This window comes from Streptomyces sp. SAI-127 (assembly GCF_029894425.1).
Lineage (GTDB): Bacteria > Actinomycetota > Actinomycetes > Streptomycetales > Streptomycetaceae > Streptomyces.
In genome coordinates this window covers 649,892-669,534 of sequence record NZ_JARXYJ010000001.1, presented here as the reverse complement: position 1 = coordinate 669,534, position 19,643 = coordinate 649,892, and the positions used below count along the sequence as shown (strand labels likewise).

Sequence of the window (19,643 nt, the reverse complement as noted above, 5' to 3'; positions counted from 1 at the left end):
TGGCAGCTCAGCCGCCCGAAGGCCCGGCCGTGTCCTGCTTGGTGGCGGCTGCGGCGGTCGGCGGTGGGGTCAACCTGAGGGTGAGGACGTAGGAGACCACGACCGCCACGATCACCAACGGCATGACAGTGAGCCCATCTCGCCCCAGAAGCAGAGTGGCCAGCAACAAAGAGGTCATGGGCAACTTGAGCATCGCCGCCGACATTGCACCCACGCCCATCGCGAGCCCCGCGGTCACGCCGAGTCCGGGCAGGTGGGAGAGCGCGATGCCGCCGGCTGCGCCGACGAACATGGCGGGGAACACCGGGCCACCACGGAAAGCTGACATTGACACGCAGTAGGCCACCGCCTTGCAGGCGACGAGCACCACAAGGGCGCCTGCCGAATACTGTGCGTTCGCAGTGAGAAGGGGACCGAGGCCGCTCTGTCCCGAGTACAGGACTCCCGATGCCGGGTGGCCGGTCCACTCCGCGTAGAGCAGGGCGATCAGCCCCACGACGACGCCCGCGAGTACGGTGGCCATCAGCCGTCGCGGTTCGACCAGTTTCAGCAGGCCGAGGGCGAGCCACCGGATTCCGACGCCGAGCAGAGCCGCCGCTACCCCGATCAGGAGTGCCCAGCCGAACTCGGCGGCATCCGGCGCGGCGGCATGGGGGACGTCCGGCAGCGTCAGCGAGTAGGTGCCCAGGCCGGTCCACGAGTCCAGGCCGGTGAAGATGAGCGCGCCGATGCCGGAAGCGAGCAGTCCGGGTAGCAGGACGACGCCGAGCATCGCTCCACCCAAGCCGGACATTTCCATGAGCAGGAAGGCTCCGAGCAGCGGTGAGCCGAGCAGGGTGCTGATCGAGGCGAAGCTCCCGGAGGCTCCCACGACGGCGGTCGCCTGCTTCGGGAACGACTTCCGCGTCAGCCGCAGCGCGGCTACGGCGAGACCGCTGCCCAGGGCGATGAGCGGGGCCTCGGGCCCGATGACCGCCCCGAGGCCGAGCGAGGCCAGCGCGGCGAGCGCCACGCCGGGCAGATTGACTGTGGGGGTCGGGCCCGAGGCCACGAACCCGAGGGCCGGCTCGTGGCCACCGTTGCCGGGGAGGTATCGGACGATCGGTCCGACAAGGAGCCCGGCCACGGCCAACAGCGGCACCGGCCACCAGCTGGGCGTGCTGTGGAAACCCAGGGCCTGGGGCAGGTCTGTGTAGGTGAGCGTCTGGAGCTTGTTGACGAGTGCGAGAAAACCGAAGGCCGCCGCCGAGATCGGGACGCCGACAACCGCCGCGATCAGGAGGAGAACCACGTATCCGCGGCTGCGGACGAGTGAGAGCGGGTCCGGGGCGGCAGCTGGGGGCGTTTCCACGTCAGGCTCGACCGGACGGCTCGCAGAGTTCACGCCGAAACCTCCGTGGTGAGCACGTCACAGCGGGATGGGGCCGTGATTCCGGAGCTGAGGCAGCAAGCCGTGATCGCCGCAGTTTCCTGGTGGATCCGGAATGAGGACTGACTGGGCCGAAAGGGGTCGTCGGGAGTTCCAGCATCCGGTGGGGCAGGCCGCTCCTCCCACGGTTCGCAATGTGCATGGCGGGGCCGAGAACCACCGCGCCGGGCACCCCTGCCACCGGGTCGTCCGCTCCTCGAGAGCGGCGCGGCCCGCTGGGTGTGGAGCAGCACTTGTCTCCTGCGACATCACGACTCTCCCGGACGTAACGTTGACCGTGATCGTCTGGTGGTGGTGACCAGTACAAGGCGACGATCAGAGCACACGGCGCGGACTCGTTTCCCGCCCACGCGCTCGCCCTCAAGACCGATCATGGTGGGCAGTGCCCGATTCGGCATCACGGCACTGCGACGCGCAGGCCGCGTTCATCCGTGCGCAGCCATGTCGGGGCGGGGACGGTCAGCACCGCTCGGCCGACGAGGCCGGTGCCCGCGGTGACGCAGGGGTGAGCCCGTCGGTGTCTCACGGAATCCGTCCGAGGCGGGTGGCTGACGGTGTGAGTGGCGGTCGCCCTCCAAGGGTGGCCGAAAGACGTATTGGAGTGGCTCTGACTACAAGTTGAACGCGGCGAGCCCGGCAGCACCGCGACCGTGCCACAGCGGGAAGTTGCAGGCATGGCCCGCCACTTGATGCCGTTGTCGACGGCGCCAACAATCGCCGCTCCGCCTGAGTACGATCACCTACGCGGGTCTGGGGATACGAGCGGTTGCACGCCGCGCGCACCCCCGCAAGGGTGGGCACATGCGCCGACTGCTGCTGCTCGCCCCGCTGTTGCTGCTCACCGCCGGCTGCGGGGTGGCGCAGTCCTCCGAGGACGAGGCCACGGACGCCGCACGGGAGGTGGCCCGGAAGGCGGGCGAGCGGCTATACGGCCAGCGTCCGCGCACGGCGGAGGAGGTCGGGCGCTCCGCCTCCGGCATCGAGGGGGTGGAGGTACTGCGGGTGACGGGTACCTCGACACACGACGGGGACGGCATCGACGTGGTCGTTCGCACGTCCGGCTCGGCGTACAGCGGATGGCTCGACGCCGAGGAGGTTGCCGTGCGGCGCTGTTTCGCGGTGCGGGTGTCGCCCAAGTCGGAGTGGCGTGAGGATCCCCGTGACGTGGACTGCCCGGATGGCCCTCCGATGGCCTTCGCTCCGCCACCCGAACCGCCCCGGCTGCCGTACGAGGAGCTCCGCGCGAAACTTCCCCGGGTGCCGGAAGGCGGCCGGGCGGACGAGGCCGAGGTGCGCCGTACGCTCGCCGCCCTGGATTTACACCCGGAGATCCGTACCGAGGTGAAGGCAGCCGGCGGCCGGGTCGGCATTCTCCTGTGGGTAAAGGGCAACGGCTTCGACGCACAGGACTGCCTGCTTGCCCGCGTGGGCCCCGGCGCCACCGAGGTATGGGTGCCGCCCCGGATCCAGCGGATGCCCGGAGAGGGCGGCTGCACCGTCGGCAACGCCCTGGACCCGATCCCGTCACCGCACTGAACGGGGTGCCAGGCTCGCTTGAGCCAGGGACCGGCGTGCCCCCAGGATCGACAGCAGGGGTGACGCGGCACCGATCGCCGCGAAGTGCGCCGGGTTGGACAAATCGGTCCGTACTGGCTGGGGACAGCACCAACACGCGGCGCTCTGCGGCGATCTCGAAGACCGGAGCGTTTGCGCTCCAGTTCAGCTCAACTTCGTGTACGTCGGATGCGGCAGCGTGACACTGAGCCTTTTCCATCCTCACTCTGAGCTGGTCAGACTTGAGGGTGGCGATGGCCTGCTCGACGAGGGCCCGGATTTTTGCGTGGGACCGGTTCACCGCCTTCTGGCCTGGGGACAGGGTCCCCAACCGTCCCCAGCGAGGCGGCGGCCCAGCTCGGTGACGTACGGGGCGTACTGAGGGCCCCGTACGCCGTCGTCGGCGCGGCATCGTGCTCAACCACAGCGGCGACTGGCCGCTCTGGCCGCTCCGGGATCTCTACAGCCTGGACGGCCTGCTGGCCGCGGAGTGCTGAGGGCGGTGAGAACCCCGTGAGCGCCCGGCGGCGGTTCAACGTCTCCCTTCGCAGACGTTGAACCGCCAACAGGACCCCGGGGCGCCGCGAACGCATAGTGAGAAGTGGCCGTGCGGCGTCCGTCCGCGCATTTCCGGCCGCTACCAGGCGTCCGTGAGGAGGCCCCCTCATGCCGTACACCCGCATCCAAGGCGAATTCCGGATCGTGGGGACGAGCCCCGACGGGGACACGGTCCGGTTCTACCCGGACGACCCGGCGGTGTGGGACACGATCCCCGGCCCGGTTCCCATTCAGATCCGCGGCCCCGGCGGAGCCAATCTGCGCCTGGAGGGCATCGACGCCCTGGAGACGCACTTCGATCCCCCCTTCGTCGGCGGGGGCGTGCTGCACCAGCCCAAAGCGCAGGCCGAAGGGGCGGCCGCCGAACTGCTGCGCCTCCTCGGGTTCGACCCCGTACAGCGCACTCCGAGCGGGAAGGTCAAGGCCCCCACCAACCCCGCCGCCGTCCGCGGATACGTCCTGACCCGCGGCGGTGACCGGCTCGGCCGCTGCGTCGCCTTCACCGGGCCCGGAGCAGGACCCGACGCCGATGCGGACGGCAACGTCTTCTTCACGCCGGCCATGCTGCACGAGACCGTCAACCACAAGCTGCTCGCCAAGGGCTTCGTCTACCCGACCTTCTACCGGTCCCTCTTCCCCGACCTGCGCAACGACATGACCGCGACCGTGCACAAGGCCCAGGCCGACGGCGAGGGTCTGTGGCCGCTCGACAAGACTCAGAAGCCCACGGTGGTCGTGGGCCCTCCGGAGGTCAGCAAGGACGTCATCCTGCCCAAGTTCTACCGGCGGCTCGGCGAGTACGTGCTGCTGAACGACGGAGACCCCGACCTCGGCGGTTTCGTGGTGTTCCTGCGTCGCAAGGCCGACACGTTCACCATCCTTTCCACCGGGCACACCAGCACCGGCCTTGACCTCATCATCGAGGTCAACGACAGCAAGGTCCGCTGGACCCACGACATCGAAGACATCGTCTTCGACAACTGAGCCCGCGGGCCGAGTGATCCCGCAGACCGGGCGAGCCCGTGCACCGGCGGGAAGGAGACATCCGGAACGCCCCGGCTGGAGATGGACAAGCGGCTCGCCTCGGTCTGCCGGTCATCGTCCCCAGCCCTCGGCGGCCCTCAGTGCGGTGGCAATGGACGGGATCCCGGGTCGTGGGCTGGGTGCGCAATCCGCCAGTTGTCGTCGGCAGCCCGATGGCGACGACGGTCCCGGCAACGGGTCCGGCCGGAGCGGGAGTTCAGTGGTTTTCGAGGTCGCTGACACGGATTTCAGGATCAGCTGCACTCCTGTCCGAGCGCGACGAGACGTGCGCCGCGGAACGAGTTATGCGCCCTGGTTGTCACCGCGCAGGGAATGGATCATGCTCTGCAGGTTCCGGAACGCCTCTGACTGCTCGGTCTCGGTCAGGCCGGCCAGCATTCTGGCCTCGACGGACCGGACGGCTGCGCTCGCCTTCTCGAGGCTTCGTCGGCCGCGAGGCGTGAGCCGCGTGGGAAGCACCTTCCCGACGGGCGCCTCCGCAGGCCTGGTCACGTAGCCGTCTCGTTCCAGGGTCTGGAGCAGCACGTTCATCGTCTGCCGCGTCACGAACGCGCCCCGCGCGAGCTCGGAGTTCGACAAGCCCGGTCGTTGCGCCAGCAGCTCGAGGCAGGAGTAGTGCGTCACGCTCATCCCGAGCGGCCGCAGCACTTCCTCCATGGCCGCGCGGAGGGCGCTCGACGCTTCTTTGAGCAGGTAGCCCAGTGACGTCTCCAGGTCGACGCCCACACCTTCTTGACTCATGTCAGCATTCTGACATAGGTTCATGCGTGTCAGGAAACTGACACGACAAGAAGGAGCGTCATCATGCCCGCCACCGGCCCCGACTTCATTTCGTTCCAGGTACGCGACCTCGACGCTTCGCAGGCGTTCTACGAGCAGTACCTGGGCCTCGTCCGCTCGCCGGCCGGACCTCCGCACGCCGTCGTCTTCGAGACGAAGCCGATCGCGTTCGCGCTGCGCACTGTCATTCCCGGCACCGATCTCGCATCCGTCGCTCAGCCTGGCATCGGTGTCGCGATCTGGCTCCACGCCACGGACGTCCAGGCCATCCACGATGCTCTCGTCGCCGACGGTCACACCATCATCTCCGCACCGATCGACGGCCCCTTCGGTCGGACCTTCACCTTCGCCGACCCCGACGGCTACCAGGTCACGCTCCACGACCGCGCCTGATCGGCCAAACGCCACCGGACGATCATCAGCGGTGGCGCCCTGGGCTCGTGCGGGACGCCACTTGGAAGGGGTCGGCCAACAGGCTGCGTCCCTGCCACGCCATGTTGCTCTGTCGAGCCGTGTTGCTCTGTCGAGTGGTCGACCCTGATGACCGGTGCCATGCCTGGGGCTGCCTGGTGGTGCCGCGGGACAGCGTGCTGCGCCGGACTGGCGCACGTCCCGCTCGGTTGGCGGGCTACGATCCGGCAGAGTGTCGTCATCGACCGGATGTCGCTCGCCGGGGTCGCCCGCCGGGCCCGGGGTTTCCTGGCGCGCCGTCAATGACGCCGTCCTGGAGACCGGCACCTCGACGCGGTCCTCGCCGGCCTGGCCCTGCCATGGAGCTCAGGCGTCGTCGAAGGACACGTCAACAGGATCAAGATGGCCGCTGACCGGCGACACCTACACCGCGGTCGCCGGCGGCGGGGCCCGCCTCAACGACCGGCCCCTGAAGGTGTCCGCCAAGACCGACCTGGGCGCGGCGCTCATCGGCACCGGCCAGGCCAAGCCCGGCGAGGACGAGCGCACCTTCCGGCGGATCGGTGGCTCCGTCACCGCGATGCTCATCAACGGGCTGGTCGTGCGGGTGTCCGTTCCCGCCACGATGCAGCTCATCCATGTCGCCGCCGGACGCATGGACGCGTTCTGGCAGTTCTCCGACGTCCGCTCCGGACTGGTCGCCGGCGCCCTGTTGGTCTCCGAGGCCGGAGGCACCGTCACCGACCTGACGGGCGACCCCTGGAACACCGGCAGCCGCGACTTCCTGGCCGCCGCCCCCGGCCTCCACAGCGCCGCCCTCAAGGTCCTCTCGCCCATCGCCTGACCGGAAGTCCCTCCTCCTCACCCCGAAACCGCAAGGAGCATCACCGCATGACCAGCATCGGCATCCTGGGCGCCGGCCGCGTCGGCACCCACCTCGCCGGCAAGCTCTCCGCAGCCGGACACCATGTCACCCTCGGTGTCCGGAACCCCGAAGACACCGCCGCCCGCACCGCCGGTCCCGCCCCGCGGATCGCCCTCGCCGACCAGCGCACCACCGCCCGCACCGCGGACATCGTGATCAACGCGACGCCCGGCGACAGCTCCCTGGACCGCCTCACCGACCTGCGCACCGACCTCGCCGGCAAGATCCTCATCGACGTCTCCAACGCCACCCGCGACGACAGTGACGGCCTGCCCGGCGACCTGTGCTATCCCGGCAGCAGCCTCGCCGAGAAGCTCCAGGCAGCGCTCCCCGACACCCATGTGGTCAAGACCCTCAACACCATGCTTTTCACGGTCATGACCGCTCCGGAAACCCTGGCCACCCCACCGACCGCCTACCTCTCGGGCGACGACGAACACGCGAAGAAGACCGTCACCGGCCTGCTCGGCGACCTGGGCTGGCAGCCCGAACGGATCGAGGACCTCGGCGACATCACCACGGCCCGCGCCACCGAGGCCATGATCCTGGTCGTACCGCACGTTCTGCGCCGACACGGCTTCAAGCCCTTCGCGGTCTCCCTCGCCCGCTGACCCACCAAGACCGGGATCAGACCAAAACCAGGTAGCGGGCTCGTGCGAGGCGGCTGGGTGCCTGCGGGGACAACGCCCGCTGGGCTGCGGTTGATCCCCGAACTCGGCTCTGGCGAGGATCTTTGGGAGCGCTTTCGGATTACCCGGGCAACGGCACGAGTTCTGGGCCAGCCCCAGCCCCAGGGCCAGGGGCACAGGGCAATCTGCCGGGGTTCATATTTCCGGGCACCCTCGTGAGCAGTGCTGGCATCGTATGCATCATGGCAGCGACAGAAGACACGCCCCAGCCCGACAGGCCCGTACGCGGCGTACTGAAGCAGGAACATCTTGCGGAGAGTTCGAATCCGGCGCGACCGTGGGGCTGTCTTTTGTCTCTTGATGCGGTTCACGGTGCCTTTTGGGCCGCCGGAGCTCCATCGCAGAGTGAGGCCGGTGGTCACTGCATCGAGGGCCGAAGCAGGCGGAGTGCGAAGTTGGTGAGGCCGGGTAGTCGGTGCTGCGGCCGTCGAGCTGGGTTTTGACGGGGAGCCGCGTGGAAACCAGCCAGCGGGGGAGGAGCACCGGGCTCAGGACGAGTCTGCGTAGCGGGTGGCAATCGCGGCGGCGCGGTTGCGCAGGGCGGTGCGCAACGACTGCGGGGCCAGGGCTTCCGCGTCCGTGCTGAGCTGCCAGAGCGCCCATTCGGCGTGTCGTAAATCCTGGAAGGTCACCTCCAGCCGCAGCCAGCTGTCTGCGTCGGGTTCTTCTGCGCGGACGGCCACCGCAGCGTCCAGCAGGTCCTCTCGCCGCGCCGGGTTCACGCGTACCCGCACAGTGATGTGGTCGCCGGAGAGAAACCGCGCGGAGCGCTCCTGCCAGATCCGGTCCAGATCGACCCGGTTGGGTCGCTGTGCCGATTCGTCGAGTTCCTCGGCGGCCAACACCCGCGACAGCCGGTAGGTGCGGTCCGCGCCGGATCTCGTGGCCAGCAAGTAGACCCGGTCTCGCACGGTGACCAGGCCGATCGGATCCACCGTGCGCCACTGTGGTGTCTGGCCGGTGGCAGCGTAATGGATGCGCAACTTGTGCCCGGCGAGCACCGCGCGCCTGACCTCGATCATTGTGGTGTCGGGCACCTCCTCGGTGACCAGCCGGCGTGAGAGCAGGTCGGTCTCCGGGTCGACGAGAAATCGCTGGGCCGCGTCGCTCGCGGTGGCCCGGTGGCTTTCGGGCAGCGCGTCGACGACCTTCCGCATGGCCGAAGCGAGCGCCGAGCCGAGGCCGAACACCTGCTCGCCGCGCCCGGATCCGGCGGTCAGCAGGGCGAGCGCCTCGTCGTGGTTCAGACCGGTGAGTTCGGTCCGGAAGCCGGGCGACAACGCAAAACCGCCGTGCCGACCGCGTTCGGCGTAGACGGGCACGCCGGCCGCGGACAGTGCCTCGATGTCGCGCAGCACGGTGCGGGTGGATACCTCCAGCTCCCGGGCCAGCGTGTTCGCGGTCAGCCGACCGCGCTGACGCAGCAGCAGCACCAGCGATACCAACCGGTCGGCGCGCATACGAGAACTCTATCGACATACATGACTAAGGATGTCGTGTTTCTTTGCGAGGCTCATCAGCACGACGTCGAAGCCGGCGGCTACCGAGCCGATGGCCGTACGTACTTCCCGTGAATCGAATGGAGCTGACGTGGCAATGCAACGAACGGCGGTCAACCCGGTGACGTGGTCGACGGAGTTGGGATTCAACCAGGGTGAAGTCGTCTCCGGGCACGCCCGGACCCTGTACATCTCAGGGCAGACCGCCATGAGCGGCGACGGCAAGCCCCAGCATGACGGCGACATGGCGGCGCAGTTGGCGCTGAGCATCGACAACCTCCAAGCCGTGCTCGGCGAGGCCGGCATGTCTCTCGCGAACCTCGTACGGCTCAACGTCTACACCACCGACGTCGATCTGCTTTTCCCCCACTACGGCGTGCTGGCGGCGCGGTTGGGGGCTGCCGGGGTGGCGCCGACCACCACGATGCTCGGGGTGACGCGGCTGGCGATCCCCACCCTGATGGTCGAGCTCGAGGGGACCGCCGTCGCGTGATGTGACCTCGCCACGCCGGCTGCTCGTGCCGGCTCAACCGGCACGCGCAGCAGGCAGATGCGTGATTTCCGGTGCTCAGAGTGCGGGATGTGAGTGCCTAGGTGATTTGTCGTCACCTAGTCGTACGGCAGTGGGTGGCGCTGACGGGGAGGAGGGCTGTGACCTGGGAAGGTCGAAAAGTCCTTCCCCGTGCTCAGTGCTGTTGGGTGGCGGGTGGTGTGTGCGCAGGGCTGGCTGGTACGGCGGCGGCGACCTCCTCACGGCGCCCCCTACCGTCGCGGACCTTGTTCGATACCGTGGGAGAGGATCTCGCCGTAGGCCTGACCGGTGAGCGGCCTTACCGTGACCGCTGACGCCTTGGCTGCCTGGTGCCATGTCAGAAACCAGATCGACTGGGCTTTCGCGGTCGGTGAGACGCCGGCCCCGGTTGAGGCGGCCGTGGACGGCCTCGGTATCTGGCGCCGTGTGGGGGACGCTACTCGAATCCGGCTCGAGGCGACCGATTGCTCGCGGCGCTGGCTCAGTCGCGCGCAGACGCTTCTCGTAGGCGCCCCCTCACCTGCGCGCTTCTGGCGGAGTGGCAGCGGCTTGTCCTTGGCATGCCTGAGGTTCCGTTCCGACAGGGCGACGCCTCCGCCAAGGGTGGCCGGTGGCCAGGAACGCTACGCACTAACACCCCACCCCCAGCGGGACTTTGGGCGCTGTCTGCGCGAGAGCGCTGACCCGAGAGTCCCCCTGGCCTCGCGTGCGGCCAAGGCCTGTCTGGACGTATGTCCGGCTGGGATAAGGCCGGCCCCTTGCAGACCAAGCGTTACCCGGACGACGCCGCTGGCGCGGCAGACCTGGCTGCCCTGGCCTCCGTCCTCATCCGCTCGACCCATCGGCGGGCGACCAGAACCCGTCACTGAGTACGAAGCAGTACCTCACCTCTCGAGCGCGCTGCCGCCGCCGGACGCGGCGGCACACCGCGCAGGATGCCATCGCCCTCCAGGGTGCCGGCGGGAGGCATCCTGCCGGGCCCCCCTTGCTCGCCCCTCCGGTCTTGCGCGCTCTTCCTTCTGCGGTCAGGGCAGGGCACGACCACCGCCACAGCCTTCGGCGAAACGCCCAAAAATCTTCCGTTTTGTCATGAATGTGTGTGTGGAGCCTGCGCGCCCGGCTACCCGTGCGAAATGGTACGGACTTTGAAACAGCATGGAAGGCACGGCGGCCCCGCGGCGCCCGGCCAGGAGGCCGGGGTCGGGCGGGGGACGGGTCCCGGGCCGGATGAGCAGGTGGAGCGGCAGGCGCCGGACACTCCGACGGATCTGCCCAAGGGCTCCTGGGGGGCGGTGCTCAAGGGCACCATGAAGGAGTTCAAGAAGGACGAGCTGACCGACCGGGCGGCGGCACTGACCTACTACGGGATCCTGGCGCTGTTCCCCGCGCTTTTGGCGCTGATCTCACTGCTGGGTATCGTCGGGCAATCGGCGACGCAGCAGGTACTGGACAACATCCAAAAGCTCGCCCCGGGTGCGGCGCGGGACGTCCTCAGCAACGCGGTCAAGCAGATGCAGGGCAACGCCGGCATTGGTTCGATCATGGCGATCGTGGGTCTGGTGCTCGCGGTGTGGTCGGCGTCCGGGTATGTCGCGGCGTTCATCCGCAGTGCGAATGCGGTCTACGACATCCCGGAGGGCCGTCCCGTGTGGAAGGTGCTGCCCGTCCGGGTCGGCGTGACGGCGGTGCTGATGGTGCTGGCCGTGATCAGTGCGGTGATCGTGGTGTTCACCGGCGGCCTGGCCCGCCAGGTCGGCACCGCGCTGGGTGTCGGGGACACGTTCTTGACCGTGTGGTCGATCGCGAAGTGGCCGGTGCTGGTCCTCCTGGTCACGGTCATGATTGCGATCCTGTACTGGGCGACGCCGAACGCGCGGGTGCGCGGCTTCCGCTGGATCACCCCGGGCAGCTTCCTCGCGCTGCTGATCTGGATGATCGCCTCGGCCGGTTTCGCCCTGTACGTGGCGAACTTCGCCTCCTACAACAAGACCTACGGCACCTTCGCAGGAGTGATCATCTTCCTGGTGTGGCTGTGGATCACCAACCTGGCGATCCTGCTCGGCCTGGAATTCGACGCCGAACTGCACCGCCGGCGCGCCGTCGCGGGCGGTCATCCGGCCGAACAGGAGCCGTACGTGGAGCCGCGCGACACCCGCAAGTGGGACGAGGAGGACCACCGCCGCCTCGACTGAGGAGGCGGGCCCCGAGGGCCCTCTCCGCAGCGACGGCCACACTCGGCGGGTGCCGCGGCCGTACGGCCGACGCCGCGCGGGCGGGCGAGGAACGTGATGAGCGCCCGGACAGCCCCTCATTTCCTTCCGGGCACAGCCCCACCGCTGTTTGGCTTCGCGGGCGCCGTCGGCCGGTGTGGCCTGCCGCCGGTGCCGCGTGTGTGGGGTATCGGCGGCGATGGCTGCGGAGGGGGCACAGCGGTGGGCACAACCCCACCGACGCGGCCGCCGACGGCGCGATCGCGATCACCGTGGCCGCCCTGGCCCGGAGTGCACTCCACTGCCATGGCGACGGGTGCTGTGACGAGCGGTGATGCGTGGCTGCCGGGGTACTCGGGCAGCCAGCTCGACGAGAACGAAGGAGAGGTGAGCACTCATGACAGCAGACGGCTCTGCCCGCCCGGGCAGCAGCGCGCAGGAACCGGTGAGCGAGCTGGTCCAGCGTGCCTCGCAGCAGCTGTCGCAGTTGGTCCGCGACGAGATGCGCCTGGCACAGGCGGAGATGACCGAGAAGGGCAAACGGTTCGGCAAGGGCGGCGGCCTGTTCGGCGGCGCCGGCCTGGGGGCGGTGCTCACCCTGCAGGCCCTGGTGGCCACCGTGATCGCCGCACTCTCGCTCGCCATGGATGTGTGGGTGGCGGCGCTGATCGTCACCGGCGTGCTGGCGGCCGTCACCGCGCTGATGGCGGCGCTCGGCAAGCAGAAGGTCAGTAAGGCATCCCCGCCCACGCCCGAGCGGACGGTGGACAGTGTCAAGGCCGATGTGGCCGAGATCAAGGAGAGGGCACAGCGATGACCCAGGACAAGTCGCAGCCGGGCGACGAGGCAGCGCCTTCCCCGGAGGAACTGCGGGAGCAGGTCGAGGCGACCCGTGAGGAACTCGGCGAGACCGTCGAGGCGCTCGCGGCCAGGACCGACGTCAAGACTCGCGCGGCGGAGAAGTCCTCAGCCGTCAAACAGCAGGTCGCCGCCAAGACCACACACGTCAGGACCCAGCTGAAGGACACGGCCGCGCACGCCGCCCACGCGGTGCAGGACAAGACGCCCGAGCCGGTACGCGCCAAGGCCGCCGCAGCCACCGCACAGGTCCACGACAAGGCCGCGCACCTCGGCGAGCTCGCCCGGGACAAGGCCCCGCAACCAGTGCGGGAGAAGGCCGACCAGGGCATGCGGGCGGCCCGCGCCAACCGGGCCCCGCTGCTCGCCGCGGCCGGCGCGCTCATCGCGCTGCTGCTCATCCGCCGCGCCCGGAGGCACTGATGAAAGCCTCGAAGGTTGCCTACAAGCCGGTCGGCCTGGCCATGGGCGCCCTCAGCGGCGTCCTGGCCGGCGGACTGTTCAAGCAGATCTGGAAGCAGCTCGGACACGAAGAAGACGCACCCGACGCCACCGACGAGCACCGCACCTGGCGCGAGGTGGTGTCGGCAGCCGTCCTGCAGGGAGCGATCTTCGCCGGTGTGAAAGCTGTCGTCGACCGTGGTGGCGCCACCGCCACCCGCCGCCTGACCGGAACCTGGCCCGGCTGACAGGCACAACGAGGTGTCAGGGCCGCACCGCATGGATGCCGGCCCTGGGAGAAACCCACCACCTCCGACCGACTCACCCCCGCCCGGGCCCGGCCGGGGGTTCAGGAACATTGCGCTCACCTCGCCTGCCCGACCCGTGTGCCCAAACCCCGAGGAGCAGGCCCCTGACTCCCACCCGGTGCCAAGAACAAACACCGGGCACGCCGCTACGATGTCGGCAAAATCTTGGTCGACAAGGAACAGCTAAAGTACGTGTTTCTAAACCCTGATCTGCCGCCGGAAGCGTGCCCAGCGTTTTCGGCCTGGACCTGGCTCTGTTCGACCGATCGGCGTATCAACCTCAACGCTGCGATGCCCCATGGTGTGGTTGTCCCCACCACCAGGAGGTGGCTTACCGGATGGGCAATGACATCACTGCGCGGCAATCGTGTGTCACAGAGACGGCTTGATGGCCACGCATGACGAAGGGACACCTCATCGATGCGCATCCTCCTGATCGGGCCGCCCGGAGCCGGCAAGGGCACGCAGGCAGTGCGCCTTGCCGCGCATCTGTCGATCCAGCACATCTCCACCGGTGACCTGTTCCGCGAGCACATCGACCAGGGCACCGAGCTCGGGCAGAACGCCCACACGCACATACGCGCCGGCCTTCTGGCACCGGACGAGGTCACCATCGGGGTGATCAAAGAGCGCCTTGCCCGTCCGGACACCGAGCGCGGATTCCTGCTGGACGGCTTCCCCCGCAATCTTGCCCAGGCGGAGGCGCTGGACGGCATCCTGGCGGACTCGAAGTCGAGGCTGGATGCCGTGCTGGGCCTGGAGATTCCCGAGGCCCAGGTGGTCAGGCGGATCGCTGGACGACGGTTGTGCCGTCAGGACCGCGAACACATCTTCCACGTCGACTACAGCCCGCCCGAAGTGGCAGGAGCCTGCGACGTCTGCGGCGGTGAGCTGTACCAGCGCGACGACGACCGCGAGACAACCGTTCGTAAGCGACTGAAGGTTTATCGCAGTGAAACGGCGCCGGTCGTCGACCACTACCAAGCTCAGGGCCTGGTGACCACGATCTCAGCGCTCGGCCAGGTCCAGGAGGTCCTGGACCGCGCGCTGGTCGCGATCGGCCACGGTCAGGCCGATGCCTCCGGCGCGTCGAGCTGTTGACCCGTCCGCTGAGAGGGTGCGGGGCCGCTCGCCGTACGAACCGTGGGGTGATCGCCGCGGCGGCTTGGTTTCGTGAGAGTTTACTTTCTCCCGTTGTTTCATTCCGGCCTGCGGAGTTGGTCCGGCGATGTCGGGTCGCGCCAGGAGATGGTGGCCTCGCCGGTGAGACGGCGGGCCATGAGGTAGCCGTAAGTCCGTTCGGCGGCCCAGCGTCTCCGGGGGAGCGTTGGACGATTTCCATGTCGGTGCGGAGGGTGGCGGCATGCTCGACGAGTTGCTTGCGGTAGCCGCCGTCGCCCGAGCACGCAGGCGGACGGCTCGGCGTTCTGGCCCTCCTGCTGTCGCACCAACCCCTTGATCAGGCGGTTAAGTTGGACGAAGATGCCGTCGGACTGCCACTTGGCGAAGTAGCCTTCGACCTTGTTCCAGTTCGGGATGTCATGGGGCAGGTAGCGCTGGGGCGGGCTGCCGAAATTCAGGGCTCGGCCGTGGTGTTCGTGGGGTCAAGCCGCAAGGAGCGGCTCGACCAACTCCCAATGGGCATCGGACAGATCGCTCGGATGGGCGCTTCGCTCGGGTCGTGACCTGGGCGTACCGCCTGCAGGAGAGTGCGTCCCGGGCGCGCCACCGTCACGGAGGTCTTCATGACACATCTGCAGCCAGCACCGTTCGAATCCTGAGCTGGGCAAAGGGGCAGCTCAGGGTTGAAACAGGCATCAGGCGCACAAGGAACTCGTGGACGCGGGAGACGAACCATTCGGGTTGTGCCAGGTGCGGATAGTGTGTGCGCTTCGGTGCCCGCTCGGCCACGGCGGCGGGGGTGCGGTCGGCGAGCCAGTCGGCGGAGTCACCCACGACCAGGACGTGTTCGGCGGTTTTTGGACCCCATTTCCGGGCCCTGTGCTCGTGGCCGACATCGAGCGCCGCCGCTGTCTCAGTCAGCGGAAGGAAAAACGTTCGGCGGCTTCGCTGGGTGTGACCCCTTGTCGGCGTCCGGGGACATCGTGAACGGCTGCTGCGCCTTCTGAGCGCAGTTGGTCCGTGCCGGCGTCTCGCATCATGGTCGCGGCGTAGGTGCGGACCACCTCGGTGGTGATGTCTGGGCGGTTCCGCTCGCTGTGCTGCTGCAGGAGGTCGGTGATGTCGGAGGTGAATCGCAGCATTGTCACCGGCGCGTTGAAGCGCCTGGCGATGGTGAGGAGCCGTGCGCGGGCCTGCGGGGCGACGTTCGTCGATTCGGCGATTGCGCTTCGTCCGGCAGCGAGCCTGGCAGCGATCCTTCGGTCGCGTTCCTCAAACACGCGTGCGTCCACCGCATCGGAGTCACCTTCGTCGAGCGGGACGCCGATGAGCTCTGCGCGGATCTCGTCGCTGGACACCACAGTTTCGGCATCGATTCTGCCCCCGCGCGATCAGTGCCCGAACGAAACTGGTCCTGCCCGAGGCCGGTGGCCCGACAGGGACGACGAGTCCCACCTGCACCCGGATCAGCCCGTCGCCGGCGGACGCGGGAGCGTCGGTCACCGCGCGGAGCCGGTCGAGGTCAAGGTCGCAGGCGCAGTCCAGCCCTTGCCCAGGTTCCGGACGTACCAGTCCAACCAGGTGCCATCCTCGGCGCAAGCGCGCTCGCGATAGACAAACCCGGCCCGGAGCGCGACGGCGGCGGATACGGAGTTCTCCGGCTCCACCCGGATCACCGCCACGGCCGCGCCCTCACTCGCCGCATATTGGGACACCAACTGGACTGCGCGGGCGGCCAGGGTCTGGCAACCACCTTCTTCGATCCTGACTTGATGGGGTCGCTGCCGGACGTGCGTGTCCCGAATGCCTCGGTGGAGGACTGGCAGGAGGTCCTCGATCTAGTCGCGGAAGAGGGCTGGAAGTGCCAGTACTCCGAGGGAGAGACGGTGTTTCCGATGCCCCGGGCGGAAGCCGTGCTGTCCCGCCCGGCGGATGCCGAGTGCCCGCACTTGCGGGTGTGGCCGACTGCCGCCGTGTTGGCGATCTTCCGATTCCGTGCCGACGATGAAGTCGACTTCGACGTCGACCTGCGGGAGTTGCAGGGCCAGGATCGACTCGATGTGTTCTGCGGCTCCCTTCGGAAGATCGGGGGCAAGCCAGTGCTGATGGACCCGGAAGGCGATTACGGCTGTCCGGTGCTCGGGTTCGATGTTGAGGCCGACCGAGTCGTTCTCCTCGCAGACCAGCCTGCGGGTGTGTTTGCTCGTGCCTGTCGAGCGCCCAACGCCAGTCCTGCTCGGTCGAGCTCTGCGCCCTCGTGCCCCGCTTCCCCTGCCGGCACCTCAGCTTGACGGCGAGCGGGGAAAGCGGTCGCCGAGGACGAAGGCAGCGGGCCAGGTCTCGGTCAGCACCTTGCTGAGCAGGGGGTCGCTGGACTCCAGAACCTCGCTGCGGCGGACCGAGCCGTCCTCGTTGATCTGTTGGCCACCGAGGACGACGGGGGCGCGCAGGACGTCCTCGCCCCAAGGGCCGATGGCGTTGCACAGCAGGCCCTCGAAGCGGTGGCCGGCCAGGTTGTCCTCCTGGACTCGGTGGACGAAGTCGTCGATCACGGCTGCCTGGAGGTAGACCCAGGCGAGGTAGACCACCGTGCGCCCATCGTCCAGACGGATCCGAAGGCGGACCTTGAGGAAGTTGCCGACGCCCTCCGCGATGATGATCGCGCCCGTGTCAGACTTCACGCGGCGCCTGCGCTCCTCCGCTGAGAGCTCGGCGACCAGGTGGGGCAGGGCCAGGTCGAAGCCGGGGTGCTCCGGGTCGAGGTGGTCGCCGCAGTCGCAGGCGGCGCCGTGGGTGTGGGCATTGGCTCGCACCGAGGCAGGAACGAGATCGAGCCGGGCCGTCGGGTAGCTCGGCTCGCCGCCGCCGTCGCCCGCCGGTACCGGAAGCAGCAGTGCGTAGAACCGCACTGCAGTGAATGTCGTTGGCTCGGGCAGTCCGAGTGCCGTCATCGCTGCCGAAGCGGCCTCGTGGCGCTCACCGTTGACGCGGATCTCGGCCTGCATTGCGCCTGGGCGACCGCCGTAGAAGACCTTGACGCCGTTGAAGAAGGGGGATTCCAGGTCCGCAGTGAACGAGCCCGCGATCCGGTGCAGCACGTTCGCGTCCAGCAGCGCGCCCTGCAGCCGCCGGTTCTCGTCGGCGTCGCTTCCGAGACCCACCGCACCCGACGTGATCACGTGCCAGCCGGGCACGCCGCGCTCGTCGTCGGGGCCCGCGTGGTCCGCGAAGTGCTCGCGGCGGTCGAGGAGTTCCAGCAGGCAGGCGCCCGCCGTCTGCACCCACGTGTTCGCCGCGTCCTGCGGATCCGCGGACATCGACACGACGCAGTCCATGAAACAGGGTACGTCCGGCTGGAGACCGACGTCCGGCAGCGCGACGAGGTCGTAGTGGTGGCCGCCCCCGTGATGTGGCGGGGCTACGGCCACGGCCCAACCATGTGGGCTGGTCAACGAGTTGGCCCTGAGCTGGGCGCCCTGCGTCACTCCGGGCGCGATCTCTTCGAGCCCGGCTTTGACCAGAGCGAGGAACTCCAGGTCGGGCAGCCGCTTCGCCGGCGGCTCCTCTTTGCGCGTACGACGTCGTATCCAGGACACCCGTGGATGGTACTGAGCCCGGCCCCCGGACAGGGCTCCGGCTGGGGCCCGTCGCGTACGTCCACGCGCTTCGCACGGTTCCGTTCGACATCCACTGCGGCGAGAAACCGGACCAGCGAAGCAGGTCAAAGGCATGGGAACGGCAGGATGCCGGAGTGTTGCCGCAGACCGGGAGCTCCGCAGGAACTCGCTGCCCGGTGTGATCACACGCCCGCCACCGTCGAGCATTACCCAGGTCAGCGTGGCGGTAGTGGTCGCCTGCACCCTGCTGACCTGTGCCACCTACAGGCCAGAGGCGTCGCCTTCGGCTATCACCACACCATGATCCAGCACATCTCCGTCTCATCGGGAACATCCGAACGGAGACTCCTCGCCCTCACCACGCCGACACGTAGGACACGCCGGTAGTGCGGTCAACGGGTCGGTGCACGGCCTTGCCCGAATACGACAGTGCATCGCGAACACGACGCAGGTGACCTGCTCACCGGCCAGGCATGCCTTCACGTCGCCGAAGTCCACCTCGGCCTCGACTCCCGGCCGGGGGGCGGACTGCGGAGTGAACGTGTATACCACCCCGCGGCCGGTCTCAACAGCGATCTGGGGGCGTCGTCCGGCGTCCAGGCGGGCCCCGCGCGGCCGCGGCTTCTTCCGGGGCTTCGGCCAGACCGACTGCCCGGGCGTCACGGCGGATCGCCGCGTACAAGTCGACCTCGGACTTCGGTGGCGCCATCGCAGCCTCATCCCGCAGGGCACGTCAATGCTCCCGCCGCAAGCCCCCGGGTGTTGTCAGAACTCAGAGACAGCTTCCTCCGGCGAAACTGTCGGACTGTGCGTGGTCGTCATGTGTGGGGGCGAAGGGCGTGGTGGCAGTGCTCACCGGCGATCTCTCGCGCCTCATGGGCCATCCGACCGTCGGCGTCTGGCCGCACAACGCGCCGATTCCGTCACGGCGGCGCTCAAGTCGCTCGAGCGCTGAGCATTCTGCCTGATCCGCGACGGCGGCGGAGTGGGGGAGTGGCGCGGTGGCCCCCTGACGTGTGATGTCCAGCCTCCGCCGCCGAGCGAGGCACCCTCCCCGCAAACCGGGCGCCCCGGGCTCAGGGCGTCAGCGCGGCGGAATCAGCCGTCGCTGGGGTTCGGCGAGCGGCTGGGGCTCATGCCGGGAGACCTTGGCGAGCAGACGCGCGAGGGTGAGTTCCTCGTCGGGAGTCAGGTGCTCCAGCCAGCTCTTCTGGCGATGCGCGGTCCACCAGTGCAGAAACTCGTCGATGACGGTCTCGCCCTGCTCGGTGAGGGTGACGACGAGCATGCGTCCGTCGTCGGGCTGGGGCGTCCGAGTGAGGAGGCCGGCCCGTTCCAGGGTGTGCAGTGCCGAGGTGACGCTCGCGGTGGAGATGCTCAGCAGGTCGGCGAGTCTGCGCGGGGACATCGGACCGTCGTACTTGAGCGTCGTCATCAGCCGGAAGCCGGCGAAGGTCAGCCCGGCGGGGCGGGCGAAGTTGGTTTCGATGTCGCGTTCGATCTTCTTCGCGACCCGGACCAGGTTGAAGCCCACCGACGTGGATGCCAGGTGCGGGTCGACGTCGGGCAGGTCGAAGCCGGAGGCGGCGGCCAGACGTTCGCCGTGGCGCTGCGCGGCCGGATCTTGTGTCACGGGCACCACTCTGCCTTCGTCACCAGCACCCTC

18 protein-coding genes and 3 pseudogenes are annotated in these 19,643 nt (G+C 68.7%); 12 read left to right on the top strand and 9 right to left on the bottom strand.

Going from position 1 to position 19,643, the window contains the following annotated elements; translation table 11 throughout:
* Positions 1-7 precede the first annotated feature (7 nt).
* Entirely contained in the window at positions 8-1,384 is a 1,377-nt protein-coding gene (locus tag M2157_RS03315; protein WP_280860260.1) for a chloride channel protein, read from the bottom strand.
* Positions 1,385-2,230: 846 nt separating this feature from the next.
* On the opposite strand from M2157_RS03315, the gene M2157_RS03310 reads away from it, so the two are divergent.
* On the top strand, positions 2,231-2,965 hold the full coding sequence (locus M2157_RS03310) for a translation initiation factor IF-2 (RefSeq protein ID WP_280864347.1): 735 nt from the start codon (positions 2,231-2,233) through the stop codon (positions 2,963-2,965).
* A gap of 247 nt (positions 2,966-3,212) precedes the next feature.
* Here the strand turns inward: M2157_RS03310 and M2157_RS03305 are convergent.
* Positions 3,213-3,320: pseudogene (locus M2157_RS03305) on the bottom strand (IS5/IS1182 family transposase); the annotation flags it as partial.
* Positions 3,321-3,649: 329 nt separating this feature from the next.
* Between M2157_RS03305 and M2157_RS03300 the strand changes: the two are divergent.
* Positions 3,650-4,525, top strand: a complete 876-nt coding sequence (locus M2157_RS03300; RefSeq protein ID WP_280864346.1) for a nuclease — start codon at positions 3,650-3,652, stop codon at positions 4,523-4,525.
* Between the two features lie 342 nt (positions 4,526-4,867).
* Here M2157_RS03300 and M2157_RS03295 read toward each other — a convergent pair whose 3' ends face one another.
* Positions 4,868-5,326 carry a MarR family transcriptional regulator gene (locus tag M2157_RS03295; RefSeq protein ID WP_280860256.1) on the bottom strand — a complete coding sequence of 153 codons (459 nt, stop codon included), beginning with the start codon at positions 5,324-5,326 and terminating at the stop codon, positions 4,868-4,870.
* Between the two features lie 63 nt (positions 5,327-5,389).
* Here M2157_RS03295 and M2157_RS03290 point away from each other — a divergent pair, with 63 nt between their 5' ends.
* The 3 genes and pseudogenes from M2157_RS03290 (at position 5,390) to M2157_RS03280 (ending at position 7,312) form a co-directional block, all read left to right on the top strand.
* Positions 5,390-5,758: a VOC family protein gene (locus M2157_RS03290; protein WP_280860255.1), complete on the top strand. Its 369-nt coding sequence runs from the start codon at positions 5,390-5,392 to the stop codon at positions 5,756-5,758.
* Positions 5,759-6,182: 424 nt separating this feature from the next.
* Positions 6,183-6,620, top strand: a pseudogene (locus M2157_RS03285) (inositol monophosphatase family protein); the annotation flags it as partial.
* A 47-nt stretch (positions 6,621-6,667) separates the two neighbouring features.
* Complete coding sequence (locus M2157_RS03280) at positions 6,668-7,312, top strand: NAD(P)-binding domain-containing protein (protein ID WP_280864345.1); 645 nt, start codon at positions 6,668-6,670, stop codon at positions 7,310-7,312.
* A gap of 566 nt (positions 7,313-7,878) precedes the next feature.
* Here M2157_RS03280 and M2157_RS03275 read toward each other — a convergent pair.
* A complete protein-coding gene (locus M2157_RS03275) occupies positions 7,879-8,850 on the bottom strand; it encodes a WYL domain-containing protein (RefSeq protein WP_280864344.1) in 972 nt (323 codons plus the stop codon).
* A gap of 136 nt (positions 8,851-8,986) precedes the next feature.
* Between M2157_RS03275 and M2157_RS03270 the strand changes: the two genes are divergently transcribed.
* The 6 genes from M2157_RS03270 to M2157_RS03245 all read left to right on the top strand — a co-directional run bounded on the left by M2157_RS03270 (position 8,987) and on the right by M2157_RS03245 (position 14,339).
* Positions 8,987-9,382 (top strand): RidA family protein, encoded by a 396-nt coding sequence (locus M2157_RS03270; RefSeq protein WP_280868157.1) that lies wholly within the window; start codon positions 8,987-8,989, stop codon positions 9,380-9,382.
* A gap of 1,172 nt (positions 9,383-10,554) precedes the next feature.
* Positions 10,555-11,613, top strand: coding sequence for a YihY/virulence factor BrkB family protein (locus M2157_RS03265; protein WP_280860251.1), 1,059 nt, complete (start codon positions 10,555-10,557; stop codon positions 11,611-11,613).
* Positions 11,614-12,028: 415 nt separating this feature from the next.
* Positions 12,029-12,448 (top strand): phage holin family protein, encoded by a 420-nt coding sequence (locus M2157_RS03260; RefSeq protein WP_280860250.1) that lies wholly within the window; start codon positions 12,029-12,031, stop codon positions 12,446-12,448.
* Complete coding sequence (locus tag M2157_RS03255) at positions 12,445-12,912, top strand: DUF3618 domain-containing protein (RefSeq protein WP_280864343.1); 468 nt, start codon at positions 12,445-12,447, stop codon at positions 12,910-12,912. Before M2157_RS03260 ends, M2157_RS03255 begins: the two co-directional genes overlap by 4 nt.
* Entirely contained in the window at positions 12,912-13,178 is a 267-nt protein-coding gene (locus M2157_RS03250) for a DUF4235 domain-containing protein (protein ID WP_280860248.1), read from the top strand. Before M2157_RS03255 ends, M2157_RS03250 begins: the two co-directional genes overlap by 1 nt.
* Positions 13,179-13,658: 480 nt before the next feature.
* Positions 13,659-14,339 carry an adenylate kinase gene (locus M2157_RS03245; protein WP_280864342.1) on the top strand — a complete coding sequence of 227 codons (681 nt, stop codon included), beginning with the start codon at positions 13,659-13,661 and terminating at the stop codon, positions 14,337-14,339.
* Between the two features lie 98 nt (positions 14,340-14,437).
* Here the strand turns inward: M2157_RS03245 and M2157_RS49075 are convergent.
* From M2157_RS49075 to M2157_RS03235, 3 genes and pseudogenes are all read right to left on the bottom strand, one after another.
* Positions 14,438-14,890, bottom strand: a pseudogene (locus M2157_RS49075) (transposase).
* Between the two features lie 91 nt (positions 14,891-14,981).
* Positions 14,982-15,194 carry a hypothetical protein gene (locus M2157_RS03240; protein ID WP_280864341.1) on the bottom strand — a complete coding sequence of 71 codons (213 nt, stop codon included), beginning with the start codon at positions 15,192-15,194 and terminating at the stop codon, positions 14,982-14,984.
* Positions 15,195-15,277: 83 nt separating this feature from the next.
* Entirely contained in the window at positions 15,278-15,718 is a 441-nt protein-coding gene (locus M2157_RS03235) for an AAA family ATPase (RefSeq protein WP_280864340.1), read from the bottom strand.
* Positions 15,719-16,132: 414 nt separating this feature from the next.
* On the opposite strand from M2157_RS03235, the gene M2157_RS03230 reads away from it, so the two are divergent.
* A complete protein-coding gene (locus M2157_RS03230) occupies positions 16,133-16,651 on the top strand; it encodes a hypothetical protein (RefSeq protein ID WP_280864339.1) in 519 nt (172 codons plus the stop codon).
* Here the strand turns inward: M2157_RS03230 and M2157_RS03225 are convergent.
* Both M2157_RS03225 and M2157_RS03220 read right to left on the bottom strand, forming a co-directional pair.
* The gene (locus M2157_RS03225; protein ID WP_280864338.1) at positions 16,643-17,956 is read right to left on the bottom strand and encodes a DUF6348 family protein; all 1,314 of its coding nucleotides are present in this window, start codon (positions 17,954-17,956) and stop codon (positions 16,643-16,645) included. The two genes, M2157_RS03230 and M2157_RS03225, sit on opposite strands and share 9 nt — an antisense overlap.
* Positions 17,957-19,061: 1,105 nt before the next feature.
* Positions 19,062-19,610: a MarR family transcriptional regulator gene (locus M2157_RS03220; RefSeq protein ID WP_280864337.1), complete on the bottom strand. Its 549-nt coding sequence runs from the start codon at positions 19,608-19,610 to the stop codon at positions 19,062-19,064.
* Positions 19,611-19,643: the final 33 nt, after the last annotated feature.